Below are 25,182 nucleotides of genomic sequence, written 5' to 3'. Positions count from 1 at the left end.
GAAAAAGGATGGGCGAATGATGGGCATTGCGCCCATTTTTTTTTGGTTCGCCCGTTCCGCATGCATGCCGCCTGCGCCATTGCGCAGCGGCGCGCCGGTCGGGATGGCGGGCAGGCAAGCAGGCTGCGAAGCCGCCTTCGGAAAGAAAGGCGGCAGTGCCGGTGGGCTGGGTCTGCCACGGTATTGATGGCCATTATTCGGGAATACAGTGCATCTGGCAGATTTGATCGAAACCACCCTGAACGGCATGGGGTACGAGCTGGTTGAGCTCGAGCGCGCTCCGGGCGGACTGATGCGCGTCTACATCGATCAGCCTGAAACCGGGATCGTCATCGAGGATTGCGAGAAGGTAAGCCGTCAGCTTACGCACGTGCTTACCGTCGAGAACATCGACTACGAGCGCCTCGAAGTGTCCTCGCCGGGGCTGGACCGGCCGCTCAAGAAACTGGCTGACTACGTCCGCTTCGCGGGCCAGGAAGCCAGGGTCACGCTGCGCCTCCCGGTCGACGGCCAGAAGAACTTTGTCGGCATCCTGCAGGCACCCACCGGCGAGCCGGGGGCGGAGCAGATCGGCCTGGAGTTCGAGGGCAAGGACGGCACGGCACTGCTGCAATTCGCCATATCCGATGTCGATCGCGCACGCCTGGTGCCGGTGATCGACTTCAAAGGAAATCAGAAAAAAGGGAACAAGCAATGAGCCGCGAAGTTCTGTTGCTCGTCGATGCGCTTGCGCGTGAGAAGAACGTCGACAAGGATGTGGTATTCGGTGCGCTGGAAGCGGCACTCGCTTCGGCAACCAAGAAGCGTTTCGAGGAAGACGTGGACATTCGCGTCGCCATCGATCGCGAATCCGGCGAGCATGAAACGTTCCGCCGCTGGCTCGTGGTCCCCGATGAACAGGGCCTGCAGGAGCCGGACAAGCAGATCCTGATGTTCGAAGCGCGCGAGCAGAATCCGGACATCCAGCTCGACGAATACATCGAAGAACAGATCGAGTCGGTCGAGTTCGGCCGTATCGGCGCGCAGGCCGCCAAGCAGGTGATCCTGCAGAAGATCCGCGACGCCGAGCGCGAGCAGATCCTCAACGATTACCTCGACCGCGGCGAAAAGGTCATGACCGGCACGGTCAAGCGTGCCGACAAGAAGGGCCTGATCGTGGAGTCCGGCCGCGTGGAAGCGCTGCTGGCCCGCGATCAGATCATCCCGAAGGAAAATCTGCGCACCGGCGACCGCGTGCGCGCCTATATTCTGAATGTGGACCGCACCGCGCGCGGCCCGCAGATCGAGCTCTCGCGCACCGCGCCCGAGTTCCTGATCAAGCTGTTCGAGAACGAAGTGCCGGAGATGGAACAGGGCCTGCTGGAAATCAAGGCGGCCGCCCGCGACCCCGGCGTGCGCGCCAAGATCGCCGTGGTGGCGCATGACAAGCGCATCGACCCGATCGGCACCTGCGTCGGCGTGCGCGGCACGCGGGTGACCGCGGTGCGCAACGAGATCGGCGGCGAGGCGGTCGACATCGTGCTGTGGTCGGAAGACCCGGCGCAGTTCGTGATCGGCGCGCTGGCCCCGGCGCAGGTACAGTCCATCGTGGTGGACGAGGAAAAGCACAGCATGGACGTGGTGGTCGACGAGGAAAACCTCGCCGTCGCCATCGGCCGCAGCGGTCAGAACGTACGCCTGGCGTCCGAGCTGACCGGCTGGCAGATCAACATCATGACGCAGGAAGAATCGGCGCAGAAGCAGGCCGAGGAAAGCGACGTGGTGCGCAAGTTGTTCATGGCCAAGCTGGACGTGGACGAAGAAGTGGCCGACATCCTGATCGACGAAGGATTCTCCACGCTGGAAGAAGTGGCCTATGTGCCCATCAGCGAGATGCTGGAGATCGATGCCTTCGACGAAGACACCGTCAACGAGCTGCGCAACCGCGCACGCGACGCGCTCCTGACGATGGAACTGGCCCGGGAAGAAAAGGTGGAAGAGGTGTCGCAGGACCTGCGCTCGCTCGACGGCCTGACCCCGGAACTGATCGGCAAGCTGGCCGAAGGCAATATCCACACGCGTGACGAACTCGCCGAACTGGCAGTCGACGAACTGGTCGAGATGGTCGGCCTGGGCGAAGAAGAGGCCCGCGCGTTGATCATGAAAGCACGGGAACATTGGTTTAACTGAGGGACACGCCCGGGCCGACAGGCCTGGGCGCGTATTCCGCACACGACTGTCCCGACGTATAAACCGAGCATTGAAAGGGTTTGAATGGCAAGCACAACAGTTGCCCAACTGGCCGCAGAACTGAGCCGCAGCGCAGCTGCCCTGCTGGAACAATTGCAGGCAGCTGGGGTGGGCAAGGTGACGCCTGAAGACATCATCACCGAATCCGACAAGACCAGGTTGCTGGACTACCTCAAGCGTTCGCACGGGCAGGCCGACGACAGCGCGCGCAAGAAGATCACGCTGACCAAGCGCGAGACTTCCGAGATCCGCCAGGCCGATTCCACCGGCAAGACGCGTACGGTGCAGGTCGAGGTGCGCAAGAAGCGTGTCCTGATCAAGCGTGACGAGGCAGCGCCCGAGGGTGCCGCCGACGGCCACGATGGTGCCGACCAGCAGGCCGACGCCGCCGAACAGGCGCGTCAGGAAGAGGAAGCCCGTCTGCAGGCAGAGCAGCTGGCGCGCCAGGAAGCCGAGCTGAAGGCCCGCCAGGAAGCGGCCGAACGCGAGGAAGCCGAACGCCGCGCCAAGCAGGAAGCACTCGAAGCCGAGGAGCGCCGCCAGGCCGAGCTCGCCGCCCGCAAGGCGGAAGAGGAAGCCGCCGCGCTGCGCGCCGCGGCCGCCACGGCTGCGCCCGAGGACGACGATTCGCGCAAGAAGGCCGAGGACGACAAGAATCGCCTCGCCGCCGAGCGCGCCGCCGCCCAGAAGGCTGCCGACGAAGCCAAGCAGGCTGCCGACAAGGCCCGCGCCGAGCAGGACGCCGCGCGCAAGCGCCGCGAAGCCGCCGAGGCCGAGGCCCGCGCCATCCAGCAGATGCTGAATGCGCCGGCACGCGTGCTCAAGGCGCCGTCCGAACGCAAGGCCGAGGAAAAGAAGGCCGAGCAGACCGGCACGCTGCACAAGCCGGTCAAGGCGCCTGGCACCGAAACCAAGAAGGAAGAGAAGAAGCCGGCCACCACGGCCGCCGCCACCACCACCACGGTCGACAAGAAGACCGGCAAGGTGGTGAAGGCGGGCACTTCCTCGACCTGGCAGGACGAAGGCTCGAAGAAGAAGGGCAGCGGCCTGAAGACCCGCGGCGACTCGTCGGGTGGCGTGGGCGGCTGGCGCGGTGGTCCGCGCGGCCGTGGCAACCGCCACCAGCAGGACGACCGCGGCACCAACTTCCAGGCGCCGACCGAACCGGTGGTGCGTGAAGTGCACGTTCCCGAAACCATTTCGGTGGCGGATCTCGCCCACAAGATGGCCGTCAAGGCATCCGAGGTCATCAAGCAGATGATGAAGCTCGGCCAGATGGTGACCATCAACCAGGTGCTGGACCAGGAAACCGCCATGATCGTGGTGGAAGAAATGGGCCACAAGGCGTTTGCCGCCAAGCTGGACGATCCGGAAGCGCTGCTGGTGGTGGACGGGGAGGAACATACCGACGCCGAGCAGTTGCCGCGCCCGCCGGTGGTGACCGTGATGGGCCACGTCGACCACGGCAAGACCTCGCTGCTGGACTACATCCGCCGCGCCAAGGTCGCGGCCGGCGAAGCCGGCGGCATTACGCAGCACATCGGTGCCTACCACGTGGAAACCGAGCGCGGCGTGATCACCTTCCTCGACACCCCGGGTCACGAGGCCTTCACGGCCATGCGTGCGCGCGGTGCCAAGGCGACCGACATCGTCATCCTGGTGGTGGCCGCGGACGACGGCGTGATGCCGCAGACCAAGGAAGCCATCGCCCACGCCAAGGCGGCGGGCGTGCCCATCGTGGTGGCGATCAACAAGATCGACAAGCCCGAAGCCAACCCGGACCGCGTCAAGCAGGAACTGGTGGCCGAGCAGGTGCTGCCGGAAGAATACGGCGGCGACTCGCCGTTCGTGCCGGTGTCCGCCAAGACCGGCGCCGGCATCGACGAGCTGCTCGAGCAGGTGCTGCTGCAGGCCGAAGTGCTGGAACTGAAGGCACCGGTGGACGCTCCGGCCAAGGGCCTGGTGGTGGAAGCCCAGCTCGACAAGGGCAAGGGCCCGATCGCGACCATCCTGGTCACCAGCGGCACGCTCAAGCGTGGCGACGTGGTGCTGGCTGGCAGCGCCTACGGCCGCGTGCGCGCCATGCTGGACGAAACCGGCAAGCCGACCAAGGAAGCCGGCCCCTCGATTCCGGTCGAGATCCAGGGCCTGTCCGAAGTGCCGGCCGCCGGCGAGGAAGTGCTGGTGCTGCCCGACGAGCGCAAGGCGCGCGAAATCGCGCTGTTCCGCCAGGGCAAGTTCCGCGACGTCAAGCTGGCCAAGCAGCAGGCTGCCAAGCTGGAAACCATGCTGGAGCAGATGAGCGAAGGCGAAGTGCAGACGCTGCCGCTGATCGTCAAGGCCGACGTGCAGGGTTCGCAGGAAGCGCTGGTGCAGTCGCTGCAGAAGCTCTCCACCGACGAAGTGCGCGTGCAGATCGTGCACGGCGGCGTGGGCGGCATCTCGGAGTCGGACGTCAACCTGGCCACGGCCTCGAAGGCGGTCATCATCGGCTTCAACGTGCGTGCCGACGCCGGCGCGCGCAAGCTGGCCGAGAACAACGGCATCGACATCCGCTACTACAACATCATTTACGATGCGGTAGACGAGATCAAGGCGGCGATGTCGGGCATGCTGGCGCCGGAAAAGCGCGAAGTCATGCTCGGCACGGTCGAGGTGCGCCAGGTGTTCCGCGTGCCGAAGATCGGCGCGGTGGCCGGCTGTATGGTCACCGACGGCCTGGTCAAGCGGACCTCCCTGGTGCGGGTGCTGCGCAACAACGTGGTCATCCATACCGGCGAGCTCGATTCGCTCAAGCGCTTCAAGGACGACGTCAAGGAAGTCAAGCAAGGCTTCGAGTGCGGTCTGTCGATCAAGAACTTCAACGACGTTCAGGAAGGCGACCAGCTCGAAGTGTATGAAATCACCGAGGTGGCGCGCACGCTGTAAGGCGTGGCGCGCGCGGCAGGCTCCGTTCACGGACGGGGCCCGCCGCAGCCGTCTCGACAAAACCCTATTGAATGGCCAAGAAAGGCAATATCTCCTCTCGCAATCTCCGGATTTCCGACCAGATCCAGCGTGACCTGGCCGCGATGATCCAGCGCGAGCTGCGCGATCCCCGCCTGGGGCTCGTCACGCTGCAGTCGGTCACCATGACGCCTGACTACGCGCATGCCAAGGTGTACTTCACCGTGCTGGGCGCCGACGCCGCGGTGGCCGAAGGCATCCTCAACGAAAAGGCCGGCTACCTGCATTCGCTGCTGTTCAAGCAACTGCATATCCACACCGTGCCGACGCTGCACTTCCATCACGACACCTCGGTCGAACAAGCCATCGAGATGTCCAAGCTGATCAGCGAAGCCAACTCGACGCGCGCGAAGGAAGACTGAACCGGCGGCCCGTTGCAACGGGCCGTTTTTCCATCTTCGCGCCTCTGCCTGGCTGCCAGCCGCATCCGCTTCGCCCGCCTTCCCCGTCATGACCGATCCGAAAACCAACCGCCCGCCCCGGCAGCCGCGCCGCGAGGTGCACGGCGTGCTGCTGCTCGACAAGCCGCTCGGCCTGTCGTCCAACGACGCGCTGGTACGCGCCAAGCGCATGCTGCGCGCGCTCAAGGCCGGCCACACCGGCACGCTCGACCCGCTCGCCACCGGCCTGTTGCCGCTGTGCTTCGGCGAGGCCACCAAGTTCTCGCAGGACCTGCTCGAAGCCGACAAGACCTATGAGGCCGCGGTCCGCCTGGGCATCCGCACCGCCACCGGCGACGCCGAAGGGGAGGTGATCGCCGAGCGCGCGGTGACATGCGGCGTCGACGCGCTGCGCGCGGCCATCGCGCGCTTCACCGGGGAGATCGAGCAGGTGCCGCCGATGCACTCGGCGCTCAAGAAAGACGGCAAGCCGCTGTACGAGTACGCCCGCGCGGGCCAGACCGTGGAGCGTGCCGCGCGCCGCGTGACCATCCACGAGATCGCGCTGCTCGACTGCGGCCTGCCGCAGGCGCCGGCCTTCACCATGCGCGTGACCTGCAGCAAGGGTACCTATATCCGCACGCTGGCCGAGGATATCGGCGAAGCGCTGGGCTGCGGCGCGCACCTCACCGGCCTGCGCCGCACCGCCGTGGGCGACCTGACCCTGGCCGGCGCCGTCACGCTGGAGCAGATCGACGCCCATGAAGACGCCGCGCGCCCCGCGATGCTGGCGCCGGTGGACGCGCTGCTGCAGCGCTGCGCGCCGGTGACGCTGGACGAGGCCGCGACGGGGCGCTTCCTGCAGGGCCAGCGCATCGCGCAGCGCGACCTGCCGGCGGGCACCGTGCCGGCCGAGGGCGAACTCGCGCGCGTCTATGGCGGCGAGCCGCAACGCCTGCTGGGCGTGGCGCGCATGCGCGAAGGGGCGCTGCGGCCGGAGCGGCTGGTCAGGCTTTGAGCCCGCAATCGGGCTGGCCGTCGCTGCCGGCAGCCCCGAAAAAAAGGCCGGTGCCAGCGATGGCATCGGCCTTTTTCATTGCGCGCACGAGATCGCGCCGCGCCTAGTGCGCGCCTAGTGCGCGCCGGCAGCCGACGCATCCATGTCGCCGCCCTTCTTCGGCTTGGTCAGCCAGACGAAGCCGATCAGCACGAAGAACAGCACCCCCGAGATCCAGAAGATGTCGTTGGCGCCGAGCATGGCCGCCTGCTGCGAGATGCCGCGCTCGATGAAGCCATCGGCCTGGGCCCGGGTCATGCCCATCTGCATCAGGTGGTTGATCTGGTCGATGTAGGCCGGATTGAACGGGTTGACCTGCTCGGCCAGCTGCGCGTGATGCAGCGCCGAGCGGTTTTCCCAGATGGTGGTCGAGACCGAGGCGCCGATCGCGCCGAAGGTGATCCGCACGAAGTTGGACACGCCCGAGGCCGACGGCATCTTCTCCGGCGGCTGGCCCGACAGGATGATGGAAGTCAGCGGGATGAAGAACATCGCCATCGCCGCGCCCTGGATCAGCGTGGGGATCATCAGCGTGCGGCTGTCCACCTGCAGCGTGAAGCCCGAGCGCATCAGGCTGACCACGCCGAAGGTGACGAAGGCCAGCGTGGCGACCCAGCGCGCGTCCATCTTAGGCAGGTTCTTGCCGATCAGCGGCGACAGCAGGATGGCGAAGATGCCCACCGGCGCCATCACGATGCCGGCGTCGGTCGCGGTATAGCCCACGATGGTCTGCAGCCACAGCGGCAGGATCACCAGGTTGCCGAAGAACAGCCCGTAGGCCACCGAGATGGCCACCACGCCGGCGCTGAAGTTGCGTCCCTTGAACAGGTGGATGTCCACCACGGGATGCTTCTCGTAGCTCTCCCAGACCAGGAAGAACAGGAACCCGACCACGGCCACCACGCCCAGCACCACGATCGCGGTGGAGTGGAACCAGTCCAGCTCCTTGCCCTTGTCGAGCATCAGCTGCATCGAGCCGACCCAGATCACCAGCAGCGCCAGCCCGATGCGGTCGATCGGCAGGATCCTGGTGGGCGTCTCGCGCTCGCGGTAGATCGCCCAGGTGGCATAGGCCGCGCCGAGCCCGACCGGGATGTTGATGTAGAAGATCCACGGCCAGGTCATGTTGTCCGAGATCCAGCCGCCCAGCAGCGGTCCCATGATGGGCGCCACCAGCGTGGTCATGCCCCACAGCGCCAGCGCCATGGTGCTTTTCTGCGGCGGGTAGCTCGACAGCAGCAGCGCCTGCGACAGCGGGATCATCGGCCCGGCCACCGCGCCCTGCAGCACGCGCGCGGCCAGCAGCACTTCCAGGTTGGGGGCCACGCCGCACAGCCACGACGACAGCACGAACAGCAGGATCGAGGTGACGAACAGCCGCACCGCGCCGAAGCGGGTGGTCAGCCAGCCCGTAAGCGGCACGGAAATGGCATTGGCCACCGCGAACGAGGTGATCACCCAGGTGCCCTGGTTGGGCGCCACGCCCAGGTCGCCCGAGATGGCGGGGATCGACACGTTGGCGATGGACGAGTCCAGCACGTTCATGAACGTCGCCAGCGACAGCGCGATGGTGCCGATCACCAGCTTGCCGCCCGTCAGCGGCGCCGGTCCGGCCGGGCGGGCCGCCGGCGCGCGCGGGGCCGGCGCGGCGCCGTCGCGCACGGGGAGGGAGGTCGCCATGTTCAGGTGTTGGCCGGCTTGGCCGCCGGTGCCGCGACCGGCGCCGCCATCGGGGCGGCCATGGGCTCGGCAGCCTGGCGGCCGCCGTTGTTCAGGGAAATGATGCGGGCGATCAGCGCGTCGGCGTCCTGGGCGACCTTGTCATAGACGTCGGTCTGCATCGGGCGCGACGCGGCGGTCTGGGTCATCGACGCGCCTTCTTCCTTGCGCACGTCGACCGTCACGTTCATCGACAGCCCCACGCGCAGCGGATGGTCCTTGAGCTGCTGCGGGTCCAGCGCGATGCGCACCGGCAGGCGCTGCACCACCTTGATCCAGTTGCCGGTGGCGTTCTGCGCCGGCAGCAGCGAGAAGGCCGAGCCGGTGCCGGCCGAGAAACCTTCCACCTTGCCGTTGTAGGTCACCTTCGAGCCGTACACGTCGGCTTCGAGCGTCACCGGCTGGCCCACGCGCATATGCGTGATCTGCACTTCCTTGAAGTTGGCGTCGACCCACACCTGCTCCAGCGGCACCACCGCCATCAGCGGCGTGCCGGGCGCCACGCGCTGGCCCACCTGCACCGAGCGCTTGGCGACGTAGCCGGTCACCGGCGCCGGCAGCGTGGAGCGCGCGAAGGCAAGGTAGGCCGCGCGCAGGCTGGCGGCGGCGCGCTGCACGTTGGGATGCTTTTCCACCGTGGTCTGGTCGGTCAGCACTTTGTTGGAGGCGAGCTGCTCGCGCATCGAGGACAGCGCCGACAGCGCGGCCTGCAGCGCGGTCTGCGCATGCGAGATCTCCTCGCCCGAGACCGCGCCGGAGCCGGCAATGGCCTGGCGGCGCCTGAGGTCCTCGCGCGCCTTGGCCACGTCGGCCTCGCGCATCGCCACGTTGGCCGCCAGCGAGCCGTTGTTGACGTAGAGCGTGCGCACTTCGCGCACGGCCTGCGCCAGCTGCGCCTCGGCCTGCTCCAGGTTGACCTGCGAGTCGGCCCGGTCGAGCTGGATCAGCGGCTGGCCGGCGGTGACCAGCTGGGTGTCGTCGGCCGCGATCGAGATCACGGTGCCGCCGACCAGCGGCGTGACCTGCACCACGTTGCCGGCGACGTAGGCGTCGTCGGTGTTCTCGAAGTGGCGCGCGTACAGGCCCCAGTAGATGCCGTACGCCACGCCCGCCACCACTACCGCGGCGGTCAGGGAAAGCAGCAGGCGCTTGCGCTTGCCGTTGTTGTTCACGGGGGCCGCCGGCGCGGCGGGAGTCTGGGACGCTTGCTTGTTGTCGCTCATGATCGGTTTCTAAGAATGCTGTCTCGGTGCTGTGCGGAGGCCGCGGCCATCCGGGCTATCGTGCGTGCATGTATGTGGCGGGGCACTCAGCCGTGCGCGCCGCCAGGCTTTTCTCCGGCCATGCCGGCGCTTTCGGCCGGCTCCTGGTAGCCGCCGCCGAGCGCCTTCATCAGGCCCATCTGCAGGTCCAGCCGGCGCGCCTGCAGGTCGGTGGCCAGGCGGCGCTGCTGCAGCACGGTGCTTTCGGCGTTGAGCACCGTGAGCTGCGTGCCGAGGCCCGCCTTGTAGCGGATGATGGCGAGCGAGTAGGCCCGCTCGGACAGGGCGAGCGCCTCGCGCTGCGCGGCGATCTGCGTATCCACGCTGCGGATGCTGGCCACCGTGTCGGCGGTCTCGCGCAGCGCGTCGACCAGCGTCTGGTTGTAGTCGGCCACGGCGAGGTCGTACTGCGCGTACTTGCCCCGCAGGTTGGCGCGCAGCTTGCCGCCTTCGAAGATCGGCAGGGTCACGGCCGGGCCGAAGCCGAAGGTGCGGCTGATGCCCATCAGCAGGTTGGTGGTGTCCAGCGAGGCCACGCCGGCAAAGGCCGTCAGGCTGACCGCGGGCAGGAACTCGGCCTTGGCCACCGTGATGTCCTTGCTGGAGGCCTCCACGCGCCAGCGCGCGGCCACCAGGTCCGGCCGGCGGCCCACCAGTTCGATGGTGAGGTTGTCCGGCAATTGCGGCGTGTCGTGCGCCAGCACGGTCGGGCGCTGGATCTCCTGTCCGCGGTCCGGGCCCTTGCCGAGCAGGGCGGCGATCTGGTTGCGCGCCAGCAGGATGTCTTCGTCCACGCGCAGCAGGTCGGTCTGCGCCGAGGCCACGGTGCCGCGCGCCTGGGTGGTTTCCACCTGCGTGTCGAGCCCCGCGCGCAGGCGGTCGCCGGAAAGCTGGGCCAGGTCGCGGCGCTGGGCGATGGCGCGCTCGGCCACGTCGCGCTGCGCGTACAGCGCGGCCAGGCGGGCATAGGTGCGCGCCACGGCGGTGGTCAGGATCAGGCGCGAGGCCTGGCTCTCGGCTTCCAGCGCGCGGTCGTCGGACAGCGCGGCCTCGAGCGCGGCGCGGTTCTTGCCCCAGAAGTCGAAGTCATACGACAGCCCGGCCTGCAGGCGCGACTGGTTTTCCCACGAGCCGGCCAGCGGCGTGCCCGCGAACAGGTCGGTCGCGGAGAAGCGCTGGCGCACCAGGCTGCCCTCGAAATCCACGTGCGGGTAGAGCGCGCTGCGGGTGACGTCGGCCATCGCGCGGGATGCCGCCACGCGCGCGAACGCGGCCTGCAGGCTGGGGCTGTCCTTGACCGCCTCGTCGACGAGGCTGCGCAGCTGCGGGTCGTTGAACTGGTCGACCCAGTCGAGCGTGGGCCACTGGCCGTGCTCGCCGGGCAAGGTCCTGGCGCTGGCCAGGGCAGCCGGCGCGGTGACCGTCTGCGTGCTGTGCGAGTTGCCGAAGGCGGCGCAGCCGGCCAGCAGCGCGGCCGCCAGCGCGCTCAGCGCCAGCGCGCCGGCACGGCGGCCGGCCGCGTTGGCGCGGGGCGACAGTGCGGAAAGAGAGGTGAGAGCTTGGTTCATCTTGGTGCCCTGCGAGAGAGCGTCAATGTTGTTTTTGTCGTTGAAGAACGTGAGTCGGTCCGGCCGGCTGACCACCGCGCGGCCGCCGCTGCGCCTACCCGCTGTTGTTGCCGATGATCCGGTGCAGCATCGAGCGGAACGTCTGCAGCTCGGCCTCCGAGAAATCGCGGAAATGCCGGTTCAGTACGCGGCAGTAGATGCGCGGCAGCGCTTGCACCAGCGCGTGGCCGGCGGCGGTGATCGACACGTCCACCACGCGGCGGTCCGCGTCGCTGCGCTGGCGCTCGATCAGGCCGCGCTTTTCCATGCGGCCGAGCAGGCGCGTCACCGAGCCCATGTCGGTGCTGAGCTCGCGGCCCAGGTCCGTCACCGTGCTGCCGCGCCCCGCGGCCAGCATCATCAGGCAGGTGGCCTGCGCGTGGGTGATGTCCAGGCCGTTGACCTCCAGCTCGACCTCGTGCGACAGCATGTTCTTGGCGCGCGCCATGAGGTAGCCCACGCTTTCTCCCATGCGGTAATTCGCCGGGTCGAAGGGATGGGTGTCGAAGCGGTCGGGCTGGTCGGCCGGCTGGGGCAGGGGGTGCTCGGGCATGTCGGGCAGGTGTTTGTCGCTGCAATGTTTGCCGTGGCAACTATATGTTCACGAATGGGGATCCGCAAGGATCGCAATTGGCTATTGCGATATACGCAATAATTGTGATCTGCAAGGCTGTCCCGGCCGGCGGCTTCGGACCCCGCGAATCGTCGCGGACAGGAGAGTCGGGTTTTGCGCCGCAACATGCTATAATGTCGGGTTATCTTTTGATGCTCAGCCCCACAAGCGAGACGCTGCAATGACCCGCGCCATCCGCAATATCGCCATCATCGCCCACGTCGATCATGGCAAGACCACTCTGGTCGACCAACTCCTGCGCCAGGCAGGGACCTTCCGCGACAACCAGCAAGTGGTCGAGCGCGTGATGGATTCGAACGACATCGAAAAGGAACGCGGGATCACCATCCTGGCGAAGAATTGCGCTGTCGAATACAACGGTACCCATATCAATATCGTCGACACCCCGGGCCACGCCGACTTCGGCGGTGAAGTGGAGCGCGTGCTGTCGATGGTCGACGGCGTGCTGCTGCTGGTCGACGCCGTCGAAGGCCCGATGCCGCAGACCCGCTTCGTCACGCGCAAGGCGCTGGCGCTGGGCCTGAAGCCCATCGTGGTGATCAACAAGGTGGACCGCCCCGGCGCGCGTCCGGAATGGGTGATCAACCAGACCTTCGACCTGTTCGACAAGCTCGGCGCCACCGACGAGCAGCTCGACTTCCCGGTGATCTACGCCTCCGGCCTGAACGGCTACGCCGGCCTGACCGACGACGTGCGCGAGGGCGACATGAAGCCGCTGTTCGAGACCGTGCTGGCCAAGGTGCCGGTGCGCGACGACAACCCCGACGGCCCGCTGCAGTTGCAGATCATCTCGCTGGACTACTCCAGCTACGTCGGCAAGATCGGCGTCGGCCGCATTTCGCGCGGCCGCGTGCGCGCGCTGCAGGACGTGGTGGTCAAGTTCGGCCCCGAAGGCAACCCGATCAAGGGCCGCATCAACCAGGTGCTGAAGTTCCAGGGCCTCGAGCGCGAGATCGTGCCCGAAGCCGAGGCCGGCGACATCGTGCTGATCAACGGCATCGAAGAGCTGGGCATCGGCTGCACCGTGTGCGCGCCGGACGCCCAGGACGCGCTGCCGATGCTGAAGGTGGACGAGCCCACGCTGACGATGAATTTCTGCGTCAACACCTCGCCGCTGGCCGGCCGCGAAGGCAAGTTCGTGACCAGCCGCCAGCTGCGCGAGCGCCTGGACCGCGAACTGAAGTCGAACGTGGCGCTGCGCGTGGCCGAGACCGGCGACGACACCATCTTCGAGGTGTCGGGCCGCGGCGAACTGCACCTGACCATCCTGCTGGAAAACATGCGCCGCGAAGGCTACGAGCTGGCCGTGTCGCGCCCGCGCGTGGTGTTCAAGGAAATCGACGGCGTCAAGCACGAGCCGTTCGAGCTGCTGACAGTGGACGTCGAAGACGGCCACCAGGGCAGCGTGATGGAAGAGCTGGGCCGCCGCAAGGGCGAACTGCTCGACATGGCGTCGGACGGCAAGGGCCGCACCCGCCTCGAATACCGCGTGCCGGCGCGTGGCCTGATCGGCTTCCAGGGCGAGTTCCTGACGCTGACGCGCGGCACCGGCCTGATCAGCCACATCTTCGACGACTACGCGCCGCTGCGCGAAGGCGGCCTGGGCGAGCGCCACAACGGCGTGCTGATCTCGCAGGACGACGGCGACGCCGTGGCCTACGCACTGTGGAAGCTGCAGGACCGCGGCCGCATGTTCGTCAAGCCGGGCGATGCGCTGTACGAAGGCATGATCATCGGCATCCACAGCCGCGACAACGACCTGGTCGTCAATCCGATCAAGGGCAAGCAGCTGACCAACGTGCGCGCCTCGGGTACCGACGAAGCCGTGCGCCTGGTGCCGCCGATCCAGATGTCGCTCGAATACGCGGTGGAATTCATCGCCGACGACGAGCTGGTGGAAATCACGCCGAAGAGCATCCGCCTGCGCAAGCGGCACCTGAAGGAGCACGAACGCAAGCGTGCTTCGCGCGAGAACGCCTAAGCGCCTCGCAGGACAGCGTGCTTCGCCGCAGTCCGGCAGCAACAAAAAACCGCGCCTCGTGCGCGGTTTTTTGTTTGACGCTGACTCCGGCCCGGTACTTCGCCGGACTGCGCCATAGAACGAGATGCAGCGCGGCTCGCTGGCCTCCACGGCGCGGACGATGGCGTCCGCGGCCCGTGCCGGGTGATGCGGCGGCGCTCAGTCCTGTCGCACTACCCGTGGCTTGAGCAGGTCGGACAGGCCGACGCGGTGGAGCATCTCGGCGCGCAGGCGGTCGAGGACCGCGAAGCCGACATCGGCGCCGTCCTGGGTCGGGTCGTAGTGCACACGGAACGGCCGTTTTCCGAACGGCGTGTCGACGATCTCGGCGATCATCTCGGCAACCGGCGCGGGATCGGCGTCGTCGGGGACGATCTCGGCGAACGCCTTCTGCACCGCCTCGCCGAAGCCGGCGTAGGGGCCCGCCTCATACTCGGCGGCGCGCGCTTCGTCGGCGGGACGGCCGGAATGGGCGAAGTGGTTGGTGCCCCTGGTGAAGGCGCCGGGCACGACGATCGTCGTCTCGATGCCCCAGCGGGCGAGTTCGCGGGCATAGAGGACCGCGAGCGAATCCATGGCGGCCTTTGCCGCGAAATAGGGCGACAGGTAGGGCGGTGTGCCACCGGCCGAGCTGGAGCTGGACACCCACACCAGCAGGCCCTCGCGGCGGCCGCGCATATGCGGCAGCGCCGCACGGTTGACGCGCTGCGTGCCGAGCACATTCACGTCGTATTGCTGGGCGAACTGCTCGGGCGTGAAGGCTTCGGCGGGGCCGAACATCATGTGGCCGGCGTTATGCACGACTACATCGATCTGGCCGCTTTCCGCGATGATCTTCTCGACCGCGGCATTGACCGACGGTTCGGACTGCACGTCGAGTTCGATCGGGCGGATGTCGCTGCCGGCGATGGCCGACAGCGCTGCGGCGTTCCGAGCGTTGCGGCCCGCGACGTCGCGCATGGAGGCGTAGACGGTGTGGCCGGCACGGCCCAGGGCTTCGGCGGTCAGCCGGCCGAACCCGCTGGACGAGCCGGTGACGAGGATGATTCGATTGCTCATGAGCTGCGATCCTTCCCGCTGGGAGTCTGACGTGATCGGTCTTTCGCTTCAGATCATGCCGCCATTGGCGCGCAGGACCTGCCCGTTGATCCAGCCGCCGTCCGGGCCGGCCAGGAAGGCCACGGCGTTGGCGATGTCCTCGGGGGTGCCCAGGCGCTCAAGCGGGTTCATCTTCGCCATGTGCTCGATGAGCTCGGGCGATTTGCCGTTGAGGAAAAGCGCGGTCGCGGTCGGCCCGGGTGCCACCGCATTCACGGTGATGCGGCGGCCGCGCATCTCTTTGGCGAGGATTCCCGTGAGCGCTTCGATCGCCGCCTTGGTGGCGGCGTACACGCCGTAGGTTTCGAGCTTGAGCCCGACCACGCTGGTCGAGAAGTTCACGATCCGGCCGCCGTCGCGAAGGCGCCTGGCCGCCTCGCGCATCATGTTGATACTTCCCTTCAGGTTGATGGCGATCTGGCTGTCGATCAGCGCGTCATCGCCGTCGGCGATCTTCGCCAGCTTCATGATGCCGGCATTGTTGACCAGAACATCGACCTTGCCGACTTCGCTTTCGACCCTGTCCCACATGCGCAGCACCGCCGCAGGATCGCTGACATCGGCCTGCGCCGTGAGCGCTTTGCCCCCGGCGCCAATGATCTTGGCCGCTACCGCGTCCGCCTCGCGTGCACCGCCGGCGTAATTGATGGCGACCGTGAAGCCGTCCCGGGCAAGGCGCTCGGCCACTGCCGCGCCGATTCCGCGCGATGCGCCCGTGACGATTGCCACTCTGTGGTTTGGCATGGCTTCCTCCTGATTGACGGTTGAGGGTCACGCCCGGGGCGTGACGTTCGCGCCGCCGAAGATGAGGCCCTGGACCATGGGGCGGCTCATGAAGGCGGCGGGAAAAATCGGCTCGGGCTTGCTTGCCGCCTCCAGGCGCGCCAGCTGATCGGCGCTGAGCGTGACGGCGAGCGCGCCGAGATTGTCTTCGAGCTGGGCGACCGTGCGCGCGCCGATGATCGGGGACGCGACGACAGGATTGACAAGCGTCCAGGCTAGCGCGACCTGTGCCGACGTCGCGCCGGTCTCGCCGGCGATGGCGCGCACAGCCTCGGCAATGGCCAGTGCGCGCTCGGTGAGATTGCCCGAAGAGGCGTTGACGCCTTTTCGCGAACCCGAAACGCCGGCCTCGCCCTGCTGGGCGAGGTCGGCGCGCGTATATTTGCCCGTGAGCACGCCGCCGCCGAGCGGGGACCAGGGCGTCACGCCCAGGCCCAGGGCCTGCGCCATGGGAAGCAGCTCGTGCTCGACGGTGCGCTGGATGAGGCTGTATTCGACTTCGAGCGCCACGAACGGCGCCCAGCCGCGCAGGTCCGCCAACGTCTGCATCTGCGCGATGCGCCAGGCGGGCGTGTTCGAAATGCCGACGTAGACGACCTTGCCGCTGCGCACGAGGTCGTCGAACGCGCGCATCACCTCGTCCGGCGCGGTGGTGAAGTCCCAGCCGTGCAGGTAGAGCAGCTCGATGCGATCGGTGTCGAGTTGGCGCAAGCTGGTCTCGACCGAGCGGATCATATTCAGGCGATGGTTGCCGCCCGAATTGGGATTGCCGGGCTCGCGCGCCATGGTGAATTTGGTCGCGACCACGATCCGATCGCGCTTGCCCTTCATGAAGGTGCCCACCAATCGCTCGGCCGTGCCATTGGTGTAATTGACCGAGGTGTCGACGAAGTTGCCGCCCCGATCGACATACAGGTCGAACATGCGGCGCGCGTCGTCGGCGCCGGCACCCCAGCCCCAGTCGGCGCCGAAGGTCATCGTCCCGAGCGACAGCGGCGAAACGCGCAGGCCGGACCGGCCGAGAAGACGATAGGAATCGAGCGTGAGAGCATCGGCCATGGTCAGGCTCCTTCGGCGCGGCCCGCCGACGCTTGCCGGTCTTTCAGGACGCGTTCCAGTTCTTTCAGGCAGGTTTCGAAGATCCCCGAGCGGACCCACCCGGCGACGGGAGCGATGTCGCCGGCGACGTCGAAGTCCGCCGACCACGCGACAAATGAGCAATTGTCTCCGGTGACCGGATGGACCGTAAGCGTTGCCGTGTAGTCGATGACCGGAACATCGCCGCCGACGACAGCGTAGACGATGCGCCGGTCGCGATCGGAGAGTTCGAGAAGTCGTTCCCGAATGACGTTTCCTCCGGTCACGGTGTTCGTCCGGACCACACCGACCTGGCCGGCAGCGGCCCCGTCGCTGAGCACGCAGCTTTCGACGAACGGGAACCAGACGGGCAGCGCACCAAAATCGCGGATGACAGGCCACACCCTGTCGGCAGGAGCGGCGATCACCTTGCTGTAATACACGCGAGTCATTCGGTCTCCCCTGGTCTGTCGCGGGTTGCGGGCTAGTTGCCGTATGGTAGAGAGCGCAGATAATGCGGTCTATACTGCATAAACCAAACTATCTATTCGACTGAGACACATAATGAGGCGGGCCGAGTACGCGCGATTGCGGGCATTCATGGCGGTGGCGGAACAGGGAAACTTTGCGCGTGCCGCCGGCGAGCTGCGCCTGTCACCGTCCACCCTCAGCCAGGTCATCCAGGATCTGGAGAAGGAACTGGGCGCGCGGCTGTTTCACCGGACTACGCGCAGCGTCTCGCTAACGGAGGCGGGCGCACGGCTGCTGGCGAAACTGAAGCCAGCGATGGCGGCTCTCGACGACGCATTGGCGGAGGTACAGGGAGCGGACGATCGGCCGTCAGGAACGGTGCGCCTGCACATTCCGCACGCCGCCCTGGAGCAGTATCTCCTCCCCTTGCTGGGCGAATTCCACAACAGCTATCCCCGCATCGTGCTGGATATCTCAGCCGACGACGCGGCGATCAATATCGTTCAGGAAGGGTTCGATGTCGGGGTTCGACTAGGCGAATACCTGGAACCGAACATGGTGGCGGCACCGCTCGGCGGGCAGATGTGCCAGTTGGCTGTGGCTTCTCCCGGCTATCTCGCCAAATACGGTACGCCAACAGAACCGGCAGATCTGCAGCAGCATCAATGCATCAATTGGCGCTGGCACCAACCGGGTGGCTATGGACTCTACGAATGGGAGTTTGTGAAAGATGGCCATCAAGTAGCGGTTGCCGTCGACGGCCCGCTTATCGTGTCGCATCGTTACGTTGGGCTGGCGGCGGCATTGCAGGGCGTCGGCATTGCAATGTGGAACCAGCGGATGCTGGCCCCCTACATCGAATCCGGCCAGCTGATACCCATTCTGGAAAATTGGTCTCCCCAGTTCCCGGGTTGGTATGTGTACTACCTGAAGCAGCCGCATCCCTCCGCCGCGGTGAGGGCCCTCGTCGGTTTCCTGCGTGAACGCGCGCCTGCGATGAGCGAGACGCCGCCATCGACCGCCTACAACTTTGCGTGACTTTCGCGCCCCGCTACGGCACGACTGCGCGGGCTGCGCCATTCCGGCGGCATCCACAGGTGGCGCGGGTCGCGATGGCGCCAGGCATCGGCGAACATGTCGCGCCATTCGTGGAAGGTGAGGGTGAGCGGGTTGTGGCTGGCGATGCGGCGCGTGATGCCGTACTCGGGCGCTTCCTCCTCCGGCACGAAGGAGCCGAACAGGCGGTCCCACACGGTCAGCACGCCGGCGTAGTTGCGGTCGATGTAGCGCGGGTTCCTGGCGTGATGCACGCGGTGGACCGAGGGCGTGTTGAACAGCCATTCGATCCGGGGCCAGCGCCGGCCCAGGCGCGTATGCACGAAGAACTGGAACGCCAGGTTCAGCCCCACCGCCAGGATCACCCAGTCCGGCGTGAAGCCGACCAGCGCCAGCGGTATCCAGAACAGCCACATGCCCGAGAGCGGGTAGGTCAGGCTCTGGCGGAACGCCGTCGAGAAATTCATGCCCTCCGACGAATGGTGCGTGACGTGCGAGGCCCACATCCAGCGCACGCGGTGGCTGGCGCGGTGGAACCAGTAATAGAGGAAATCCTGCAACAGCAGCAAGAGCAGGAACGACCACCACGTCTGCGGCACCGCCTGCCAGCCGTGCCGGTAGCACCAGTCGTAGACGGTGCGCACCATCAGCCACAGAAAAAATGCGTCCGAGGCCTGGTGCATCAGCGCCAGCGCGGCGTTCGAGGCCGAATCGCGCAGGCTGTACACGCTCGGGTCGCGGCGCGCCCAGTACCAGGCCTCCGCGCCGATGGTGAGCAGGAACACCGGCGCGAACGCCAGCAGGATCAGGCCGGGATCGAGGGTCGACTGTGTCATCCGCCAAGTGTTGCCGGTTTCCGGCGTTCTTGCCTGGAGGCGGCCCTCTATACGGGCGTGTTATGAGCGTGTTATGAGCGTGTTATGGGCATGTCACGGGTGTGCTACGGGCGTGTGCCCGCGGCGGGCGCCTTGCGCTTCATGTTGCCCGCCGCGCCGCGCAGTCTTGCTGGTGTAAAGTCGAGGGTTGCATTCGTGGAGAAAGAGACAATGACAGACCTGGTCACCAGAGAGATCCACGGCGGTATCGGCTACCTCACGCTGAATCGCCCGCAGGCGCTCAACGCGCTCTCGCTCGAGATGATCCGCGCCATTACCGAGGCGCTCAACACCTGGGCCGCGGCGCCCGAAGTCGCGGCCGTGGTGATCGCCGGCGCGGGCGGCAAGGCCTTCTGCGCCGGCGGCGACATCCGCTTCTTCCACAAGGCCGCGCTGGCCGGCGACCTGGCCACGCTCGATCAGTTCTTCGTCGAGGAGTACGCGCTCAACCACCTGATCCACCGCTACGCCAAGCCCTATATCGCGCTGATGGACGGCGTGGTGATGGGCGGCGGCATGGGCATCTCGCAAGGCGCGCGCCGCCGCCTGGTGACCGAGCGGACCAGGATGGCGATGCCCGAGACCAATATCGGCCTGTTTCCCGACGTGGGCGGCGGCTGGTTCCTGTCGCGCACGCCCGGCCGGCTCGGCGAATACCTGGGCCTGACCGGGTCCGTGATCCACGCCGCCGACGCGCTGCACGCCGGGCTGGCCGATGCGTTCCTGCCCGGCAACGCCATGGCCGAGCTGGTCGACACGCTGCGCTCGCGCGAGTTCGCCGACGGCGATGCCGTGCTGGCCTGCATCGATGCCGCCACCGCGGCGCACCGCGACGCCTGCGTGCCGGCGCAAAGCCAGCTGGCGGCGCTGCAGGACGACATCGACCGCCTGTTCGCCGGCGCCACCGTGGCCGACATCGTAGCCGCGGTCAGCGACGCCGGCTCCGACTGGGCCGCGCAGACCGCCGCCATGCTGCGCGGGCGCTCGCCGCTGATGCTCAACGTCACGCTCGAGCAGATCCGCCGCGCGCGCACCATGACGCTGGAAGACGAGCTGCGCATGGAGCTGGACCTGATGTACTACGTGTTCCGCCATGGCGACGGCGTGGAAGGCATCCGCGCGCTGGCGGTCGACAAGGACCACGCGCCCAAGTGGCAGCCGCCGCGCCTGGACGAGGTGCCGCGCGAGCGCGTGCGCGCCTTCTTCGACAGCCCGTGGGCGCACGGCGAGCATCCGCTCGCGGCGCTCTAGGCGGGGCACGCCGCGGCCCTTTCCTGCGCTTGCGTCCGCGCAATTGGATTAGAGTGGCGGCTGGACTGGCGGCGGCCGACGCGCGCCGCGCGCGGCTGCCGGGTCCGCCCGCATCACTCCGACATCCATCCTGCAGTGAACGTGAAAGGAACCGCGATGAGCAATCCCCGTGACGTAGCCGTACTGGTAGGCAGCCTGCGCAAGGAATCCTTCAACCGCAAGCTGGCGCTCGCGCTGGCCGCGATGGCGCCGGCCGGCCTGAAGCTGGAGATCGTGGAGATCGGCCAGCTGCCCTTGTACAACCAGGACGAGGACACCAGCCCGCCCGCGCCGTGGGCCGCGTTCCGCGACCGCATCCGCCGCGCCGACGCCGTGCTGTTCGTGACCCCCGAATACAACCGCTCGGTGCCGGCCGCGCTCAAGAATGCCATCGACGTGGGTTCGCGCCCCTACGGGCAGAGCGCGTGGGACGGCAAGCCGGGCGGCGTGATCAGCGCTTCGCCGGGCGCCATCGGGGGCTTCGGCGCCAACCATCACCTGCGCCAGTCGCTGGTGTTCCTCAACATCCCGGTCCTGCAGCAGCCGGAAGCCTATATCAGCGGCGTCGACAAGCTCTTCGACGAGCACGGCGGCATCGCCAGCGAGTCCACGCGCGGCTTCCTCGGCAAGTACCTGGCCACCTTCGCCGGCTGGATCGAGCGCAACGCGCCGCGCTGAGCGCCGCGCCAAAATGCTGACGCCCGCTGCCGGAAGGGCAGCGGGCGGGAGGGCGGATTATCGCTGCCGCGCGCTTATCGTTCTACTTTCCTGCGCTTGAGGTCCCCGGCCGGCCGCTCGTGCGTGCCTGCCGGCGGCTGGCCTGGAAAGCCCTCCGGATAGCTGATGATGCGCAGGCCCGCGACGGCCCTGCGCAACGGCCATGCATGACGGGCGCCGGTTCTCGCGCCGCCGGTGATTGCCGTCATGGCTTCCCTGTCGAGATCCACGCTGTCCGGCAAATCCTTGATGACGATAACGGCCATGACTTCCTCCTGCATGGGCGCGCGCACCGGCAAGGCCGGCGTGCGCCGGACGGGCGGCCTTGCGGCCGCGGTACCGTCCTGGTCAGTATAGGCCACGGGTGCGGGCTCCGCGGCCGCTGGTGTGCCGCTCAGACCGCGGCGTGCGTGGCGGCCCATTGCGCCGGATTGACGTTGACCGCCAGTCCGAGGCCCGAGCCGATCACGCCGACATTGTTGAGCGTGTTGACGTTGATGCTCTGCAGCTGGGCGATGTTCTGGCTGACGTTGACATTGACGTTGGCCACCGGGCCCAGCCCTTGCATCCAGCTGTTGGTGCCGCCGCGCACCTTGGCCAGGGACTTGCTGTCGAGTTCTTGGTTCAGCGCGAGGTCGCGCACGATGATGGATGACATGATGTTTGCTCCTTGATGGTGTTGGTGTCCCGGGGTATCGGCCGCGCTGGCGGCCGGGCGCCCGCTCAGCGATAGATGTTGTTGGTGGCGTTCTGGTTGGAGTCGACGTTCGACTTGATGCCGTCGGCGAAGGCGGTGTTGTTGCCGTTCATGTTGACCACGTTCTGGGTCTGGCCGATGAGCTGCGAGGCGTTGAAGGTCGAGTCGAGCTTGACCGCGCTGAACACGGGCAGGAAGGGGACGAAGCCGCCGCGCACGGCGCGCATGGCGCGGGCGTCGAGTTGTTCGGTGACGGACAGGTCCTTGATGGCGAGGGTGGTAGTCATGGCAGTGCTCCTGGGTTCGGTGAGGGTGTGGTTGCGTGGGCCGGGGCTGGCTTAGCGATAGATGTTGTTGGTGGCGTTCTGGTTGGAGTCGACGTGCGAGCGGATGCCGTCGACGAAGGCGGCGTTGTTGCCGTTCATGTTGGTGACGTTCTGGGTCTGGCCGATGAGTTGCGAGGCGTTGAAGGTGGAGTCGACCTTGACCGCGCTGAACACGGGCAGCACGGGCAGGAAGACGGTGCCGCCGCGCACGGCGCGCATGGCGCGGGCGTCGAGTTCTTCGGTGACGGACAGGTCCTTGATGGCGAGGGTGGTTTGCATGGCAGTTCTCCTGAGAGCGGTTGGCTGGTTGGGCCGGTTAGCGATTGGGACTTCGGTGGTTTGGTGTTGAGCATCGTTGCTGCGCTCGGGAGGTACAAACGCATGGAGTGTGCCAAGCCGGGCCAGGCTCGCGAAAATCGTCCGCAAAGCCAGGCGGGGACCGGGTTTGCGGTTTCGCGCCGCACTTGCGGCGCGCTGCCGCGCGGCGCGGCGGCCCTGCTGCCTGGCGGGCCCAGGCCAACACCGCGGCGCAACGTGTTGGCTCGCGCGCGACACGCCGCCATGCATGCGCGCGGCGCGCGGCGCTTGCGCCGCCTGCGCGCCGCCGATGCGATGCACGGGGGGTTTGCGATTGGCATGAGTGCGCACTAGTATCCATCGTGGGCAGGTACTCGCCGGACGATGGCGGGTGGGCGCTCAATGCGCAACTTCGCGCTACCACGTCGCGGCTGCACCGATGGCTAGCATTCCGGACCTGATACGAACCTTCCAGAGCGGTGGTCTTTCGCACGAAGAGCTATTTGCCCGCATCGACCGCACCCTGGCCGCCGACCAGGCCAGCGCGACGCAGTTGGCGGAAATGCTCAGCGAGGAAAACACGCGCGTGCCGCTGCCGCCCGGCGTCTACGAAGAAGTGCTGCGCCGCATCGAGCGCCGCGGCGCCACGCAGTTCGAGGAAGGCGGCGAAGAGACCCGCATGGAGACCGGCCCGGCGGGCGTGCCTTTCATGCCGCCGCTGTCGTCCGCCTCGCCGGCCTCGTCCGCCTCGTCCGCCTCGTCTTCTTCATCTTCCCAGCCTTCCGCGCCGGCCGCCTTCGTGCCGGGCATGCCGCCCGGCGGCCAGGAGATGCCCGCGGGCGAGCCGACCAAAGGCGTGGGCGACACGCTCAACGGCCGCTTCGTGCTCGAAGAATGCCTCGGCGTGGGCGGCATGGGCACGGTCTACAAGGCGCTCGACCTGCGCAAGCTGGAAGCCTCGGACCGCCGGCCCTACATCGCCATCAAGGTCCTCAACGTACAGTTCCGCGGGCACCCGAAGTCGCTGATCGCGCTGCAGCGCGAGGCGCGCAAGGCGCAGACGCTGGCGCACCGGAACATCGTCACCGTCTACGACTTCGACCGCGACGGCTCGGTGGTCTACCTGACCATGGAGTACCTGCAGGGCAAGTCGCTCAACCGCATCCTGCGCGCGCCGGACTTCGCCGGCATGCCTTACGCCAAGGCGCTGCCCATCATCACCGGCATGGCGCGCGCGCTGTCGTACGCGCACGAGCGCGGCTTCGTGCACTGCGATTTCAAGCCCGCGAACGTCTTCATCACCGATGCCGGCGAAGTGAAGGTGATCGACTTCGGCATCGCGCGCGTGTTCCAGCAGCCGGCCGACGACGCCGATCCCACCGTCTTCGATCCCGGCACGCTCGGCGGCATGACGCCGGCCTACGCCAGCCCCGAGATGTTCGAGCACCGCGAGCCGGACCCGCGCGACGACATCTATGCGCTGGCCTGCGTGACCTACGAACTGCTCACCGGGCGCCATCCGTACGAGCGGCTCTCGGCCAACCAGGCGCGCAGCGGCGGCCTCAAGCTGCAGCGGCCGAAGATGCTCGCGCGCGGCCAGTGGCGCGCGCTGCGCGCCGCGCTGTCGTTCGACCGCGCCACGCGCACGCCCACCGTGGCGCGCTTCCTGGCGGACCTCGGCGCCGAGCGTTCGGGCATGCCGCTGGCCAGGATCGGCGCGGCGTCGCTTGCCGGCGTGCTGGTGGTGGGCGGGCTCGGCTATTTCGCCTGGCGCATGCGCGGCGGCGCCGATACCGGTATCCGGCCCGAGCCGCCGGTGCAGGCCGCCACCGGCACGGCCGGTCGCGCCGCGCCGGCGCCGCCACAGCCAGCGCCACCGCAGCCGGAGGCCCCCGCGCCGCGGGCCGTGTCGATGCAGGCCGTGGCGGCGCTGCTGGCGCGCCAGCCGTGCTCGCTGCTGGCGGCCACGGCGCGCGGCGAGCACGCGCTGCAGGTGCGCGGCTTCATCGCCGAGCGCGTCGGCTCCAGGCGGCTGCAGGAAGACCTCGGCGCGGTACCCGGCGTGCAGGCGGTGAACCTGGACGTGCAGCCGCTCGGCGACGACAAATGCGACGTGGCCCGGCTGGTGTCGCCTTACTGGTCCGGGCGCCGCACCGGCGACGCGCTGGCCACCATCCGCACGCGCGCGCAGAACGGGCAGCTCGCCGAAGGCACGCCGCTGATCGTCGACATCACCACGCCGCCGCTCGACACCTACGTCTACGTCGACTACTACATGGCCGACGGCAAGGTGGTGCACATGGTGCCGAGCAGCCGCTCCCGGGCCAACCAGGCTCCGCCCGGCTACAAGGCGAGCGTGGGCAGCCTGGGCGACTGGGTGATCGGCCGGCCGTTCGGCACCGAGCTGATTGTGCTGCTGACCACGCCGGCGCCGCTGTTCGACGCGCTGCGGCCCGAAGCGGAGCCGCGCCAGGACTACCTGCGCGCGCTCGACCGGCAGCTCGGGCCGATGGCGGCCAGGTACGGCGAAGACCACATCGGCGCGGACATGGTCCAGATCTCCACGCACGCGCGCTGAGCG

Annotated in this window: 23 protein-coding genes; 10 read left to right on the top strand and 13 right to left on the bottom strand. The window is 67.6% G+C overall.

The features are described 5' to 3' along the window. Positions 1 to 208: 208 nt before the first annotated feature. From rimP to truB, 5 genes are all read left to right on the top strand, one after another. On the top strand, positions 209 to 697 hold the full coding sequence (gene rimP / locus ACKI2N_RS11545) for a ribosome maturation factor RimP (RefSeq protein ID WP_420996681.1): 489 nt from the start codon (positions 209 to 211) through the stop codon (positions 695 to 697). Further along, entirely contained in the window at positions 694 to 2,169 is a 1,476-nt protein-coding gene (nusA, locus tag ACKI2N_RS11540) for a transcription termination factor NusA (RefSeq protein WP_420996682.1), read from the top strand. The genes rimP and nusA overlap by 4 nt, the downstream gene beginning before the upstream one ends. An 84-nt stretch (positions 2,170 to 2,253) precedes the next feature. Further along, positions 2,254 to 5,157 (top strand): translation initiation factor IF-2, encoded by a 2,904-nt coding sequence (infB, locus tag ACKI2N_RS11535; RefSeq protein WP_420996683.1) that lies wholly within the window; start codon positions 2,254 to 2,256, stop codon positions 5,155 to 5,157. 71 nt (positions 5,158 to 5,228) lie between these two features. Continuing rightward, positions 5,229 to 5,597: a 30S ribosome-binding factor RbfA gene (gene rbfA, locus ACKI2N_RS11530; RefSeq protein ID WP_020205923.1), complete on the top strand. Its 369-nt coding sequence runs from the start codon at positions 5,229 to 5,231 to the stop codon at positions 5,595 to 5,597. 88 nt (positions 5,598 to 5,685) lie between these two features. After that, positions 5,686 to 6,633 (top strand): tRNA pseudouridine(55) synthase TruB, encoded by a 948-nt coding sequence (truB, locus tag ACKI2N_RS11525; RefSeq protein ID WP_420996684.1) that lies wholly within the window; start codon positions 5,686 to 5,688, stop codon positions 6,631 to 6,633. A gap of 114 nt (positions 6,634 to 6,747) precedes the next feature. Here the strand turns inward: truB and ACKI2N_RS11520 are convergent, their stop codons facing one another. The 4 genes from ACKI2N_RS11520 to ACKI2N_RS11505 all read right to left on the bottom strand — a co-directional run bounded on the left by ACKI2N_RS11520 (position 6,748) and on the right by ACKI2N_RS11505 (position 11,813). After that, a complete protein-coding gene (locus tag ACKI2N_RS11520; RefSeq protein ID WP_420996685.1) occupies positions 6,748 to 8,352 on the bottom strand; it encodes a DHA2 family efflux MFS transporter permease subunit in 1,605 nt (534 codons plus the stop codon). A 2-nt stretch (positions 8,353 to 8,354) separates the two neighbouring features. Beyond that, entirely contained in the window at positions 8,355 to 9,614 is a 1,260-nt protein-coding gene (locus tag ACKI2N_RS11515) for an HlyD family efflux transporter periplasmic adaptor subunit (RefSeq protein ID WP_420996686.1), read from the bottom strand. 86 nt (positions 9,615 to 9,700) lie between these two features. Continuing rightward, positions 9,701 to 11,221 (bottom strand): efflux transporter outer membrane subunit, encoded by a 1,521-nt coding sequence (locus ACKI2N_RS11510; RefSeq protein ID WP_420996687.1) that lies wholly within the window; start codon positions 11,219 to 11,221, stop codon positions 9,701 to 9,703. Positions 11,222 to 11,315: 94 nt separating this feature from the next. Then, positions 11,316 to 11,813, bottom strand: a complete 498-nt coding sequence (locus ACKI2N_RS11505; protein WP_420996688.1) for a MarR family winged helix-turn-helix transcriptional regulator — start codon at positions 11,811 to 11,813, stop codon at positions 11,316 to 11,318. A gap of 241 nt (positions 11,814 to 12,054) precedes the next feature. Here ACKI2N_RS11505 and typA point away from each other — a divergent pair, with 241 nt between their 5' ends. Beyond that, the gene (gene typA / locus ACKI2N_RS11500; RefSeq protein WP_420996689.1) at positions 12,055 to 13,875 is read left to right on the top strand and encodes a translational GTPase TypA; all 1,821 of its coding nucleotides are present in this window, start codon (positions 12,055 to 12,057) and stop codon (positions 13,873 to 13,875) included. Between the two features lie 198 nt (positions 13,876 to 14,073). Here typA and ACKI2N_RS11495 read toward each other — a convergent pair whose 3' ends face one another. The 4 genes from ACKI2N_RS11495 to ACKI2N_RS11480 are packed head-to-tail and all read right to left on the bottom strand — an operon-like array spanning position 14,074 to position 17,324. Then, positions 14,074 to 14,973 carry an SDR family oxidoreductase gene (locus ACKI2N_RS11495; protein WP_420996690.1) on the bottom strand — a complete coding sequence of 300 codons (900 nt, stop codon included), beginning with the start codon at positions 14,971 to 14,973 and terminating at the stop codon, positions 14,074 to 14,076. A gap of 48 nt (positions 14,974 to 15,021) precedes the next feature. Beyond that, positions 15,022 to 15,756, bottom strand: coding sequence for an SDR family oxidoreductase (locus tag ACKI2N_RS11490; RefSeq protein ID WP_420996691.1), 735 nt, complete (start codon positions 15,754 to 15,756; stop codon positions 15,022 to 15,024). Between the two features lie 27 nt (positions 15,757 to 15,783). Then, a complete protein-coding gene (locus ACKI2N_RS11485) occupies positions 15,784 to 16,854 on the bottom strand; it encodes an aldo/keto reductase (protein WP_420996692.1) in 1,071 nt (356 codons plus the stop codon). 2 nt (positions 16,855 to 16,856) lie between these two features. Then, a complete protein-coding gene (locus ACKI2N_RS11480) occupies positions 16,857 to 17,324 on the bottom strand; it encodes an SRPBCC family protein (protein WP_420996693.1) in 468 nt (155 codons plus the stop codon). A gap of 112 nt (positions 17,325 to 17,436) precedes the next feature. Here ACKI2N_RS11480 and ACKI2N_RS11475 point away from each other — a divergent pair, with 112 nt between their 5' ends. Beyond that, entirely contained in the window at positions 17,437 to 18,381 is a 945-nt protein-coding gene (locus tag ACKI2N_RS11475) for a LysR family transcriptional regulator (RefSeq protein ID WP_420996694.1), read from the top strand. Here the strand turns inward: ACKI2N_RS11475 and ACKI2N_RS11470 are convergent. Beyond that, the gene (locus tag ACKI2N_RS11470; RefSeq protein ID WP_420996695.1) at positions 18,366 to 19,235 is read right to left on the bottom strand and encodes a sterol desaturase family protein; all 870 of its coding nucleotides are present in this window, start codon (positions 19,233 to 19,235) and stop codon (positions 18,366 to 18,368) included. The two genes, ACKI2N_RS11475 and ACKI2N_RS11470, sit on opposite strands and share 16 nt — an antisense overlap. A gap of 210 nt (positions 19,236 to 19,445) precedes the next feature. Here ACKI2N_RS11470 and ACKI2N_RS11465 point away from each other — a divergent pair, with 210 nt between their 5' ends. After that, entirely contained in the window at positions 19,446 to 20,525 is a 1,080-nt protein-coding gene (locus ACKI2N_RS11465) for an enoyl-CoA hydratase/isomerase family protein (protein ID WP_420996696.1), read from the top strand. 156 nt (positions 20,526 to 20,681) lie between these two features. Beyond that, the gene (locus ACKI2N_RS11460) at positions 20,682 to 21,242 is read left to right on the top strand and encodes an NADPH-dependent FMN reductase (RefSeq protein WP_420996697.1); all 561 of its coding nucleotides are present in this window, start codon (positions 20,682 to 20,684) and stop codon (positions 21,240 to 21,242) included. Positions 21,243 to 21,316: 74 nt separating this feature from the next. Here the strand turns inward: ACKI2N_RS11460 and ACKI2N_RS11455 are convergent, their stop codons facing one another. The 4 genes from ACKI2N_RS11455 to ACKI2N_RS11440 form a co-directional block, all read right to left on the bottom strand. Continuing rightward, positions 21,317 to 21,643 carry a hypothetical protein gene (locus tag ACKI2N_RS11455; protein WP_420996698.1) on the bottom strand — a complete coding sequence of 109 codons (327 nt, stop codon included), beginning with the start codon at positions 21,641 to 21,643 and terminating at the stop codon, positions 21,317 to 21,319. A gap of 32 nt (positions 21,644 to 21,675) precedes the next feature. Next, positions 21,676 to 21,939 carry a hypothetical protein gene (locus ACKI2N_RS11450; protein ID WP_420996699.1) on the bottom strand — a complete coding sequence of 88 codons (264 nt, stop codon included), beginning with the start codon at positions 21,937 to 21,939 and terminating at the stop codon, positions 21,676 to 21,678. A gap of 65 nt (positions 21,940 to 22,004) precedes the next feature. Next, positions 22,005 to 22,265 (bottom strand): hypothetical protein, encoded by a 261-nt coding sequence (locus ACKI2N_RS11445; RefSeq protein ID WP_420996700.1) that lies wholly within the window; start codon positions 22,263 to 22,265, stop codon positions 22,005 to 22,007. A gap of 51 nt (positions 22,266 to 22,316) precedes the next feature. Next, the gene (locus tag ACKI2N_RS11440; protein WP_420996702.1) at positions 22,317 to 22,583 is read right to left on the bottom strand and encodes a hypothetical protein; all 267 of its coding nucleotides are present in this window, start codon (positions 22,581 to 22,583) and stop codon (positions 22,317 to 22,319) included. 457 nt (positions 22,584 to 23,040) lie between these two features. On the opposite strand from ACKI2N_RS11440, the gene ACKI2N_RS11435 reads away from it, so the two are divergent. Beyond that, positions 23,041 to 25,179 carry a protein kinase domain-containing protein gene (locus ACKI2N_RS11435; RefSeq protein ID WP_426989642.1) on the top strand — a complete coding sequence of 713 codons (2,139 nt, stop codon included), beginning with the start codon at positions 23,041 to 23,043 and terminating at the stop codon, positions 25,177 to 25,179. Positions 25,180 to 25,182: the final 3 nt, after the last annotated feature.

This window comes from Cupriavidus sp. 30B13, from assembly GCF_049059565.2.
Lineage (GTDB): Bacteria > Pseudomonadota > Gammaproteobacteria > Burkholderiales > Burkholderiaceae > Cupriavidus.
This window is presented reverse-complemented; position numbering and strand designations above follow the sequence as displayed.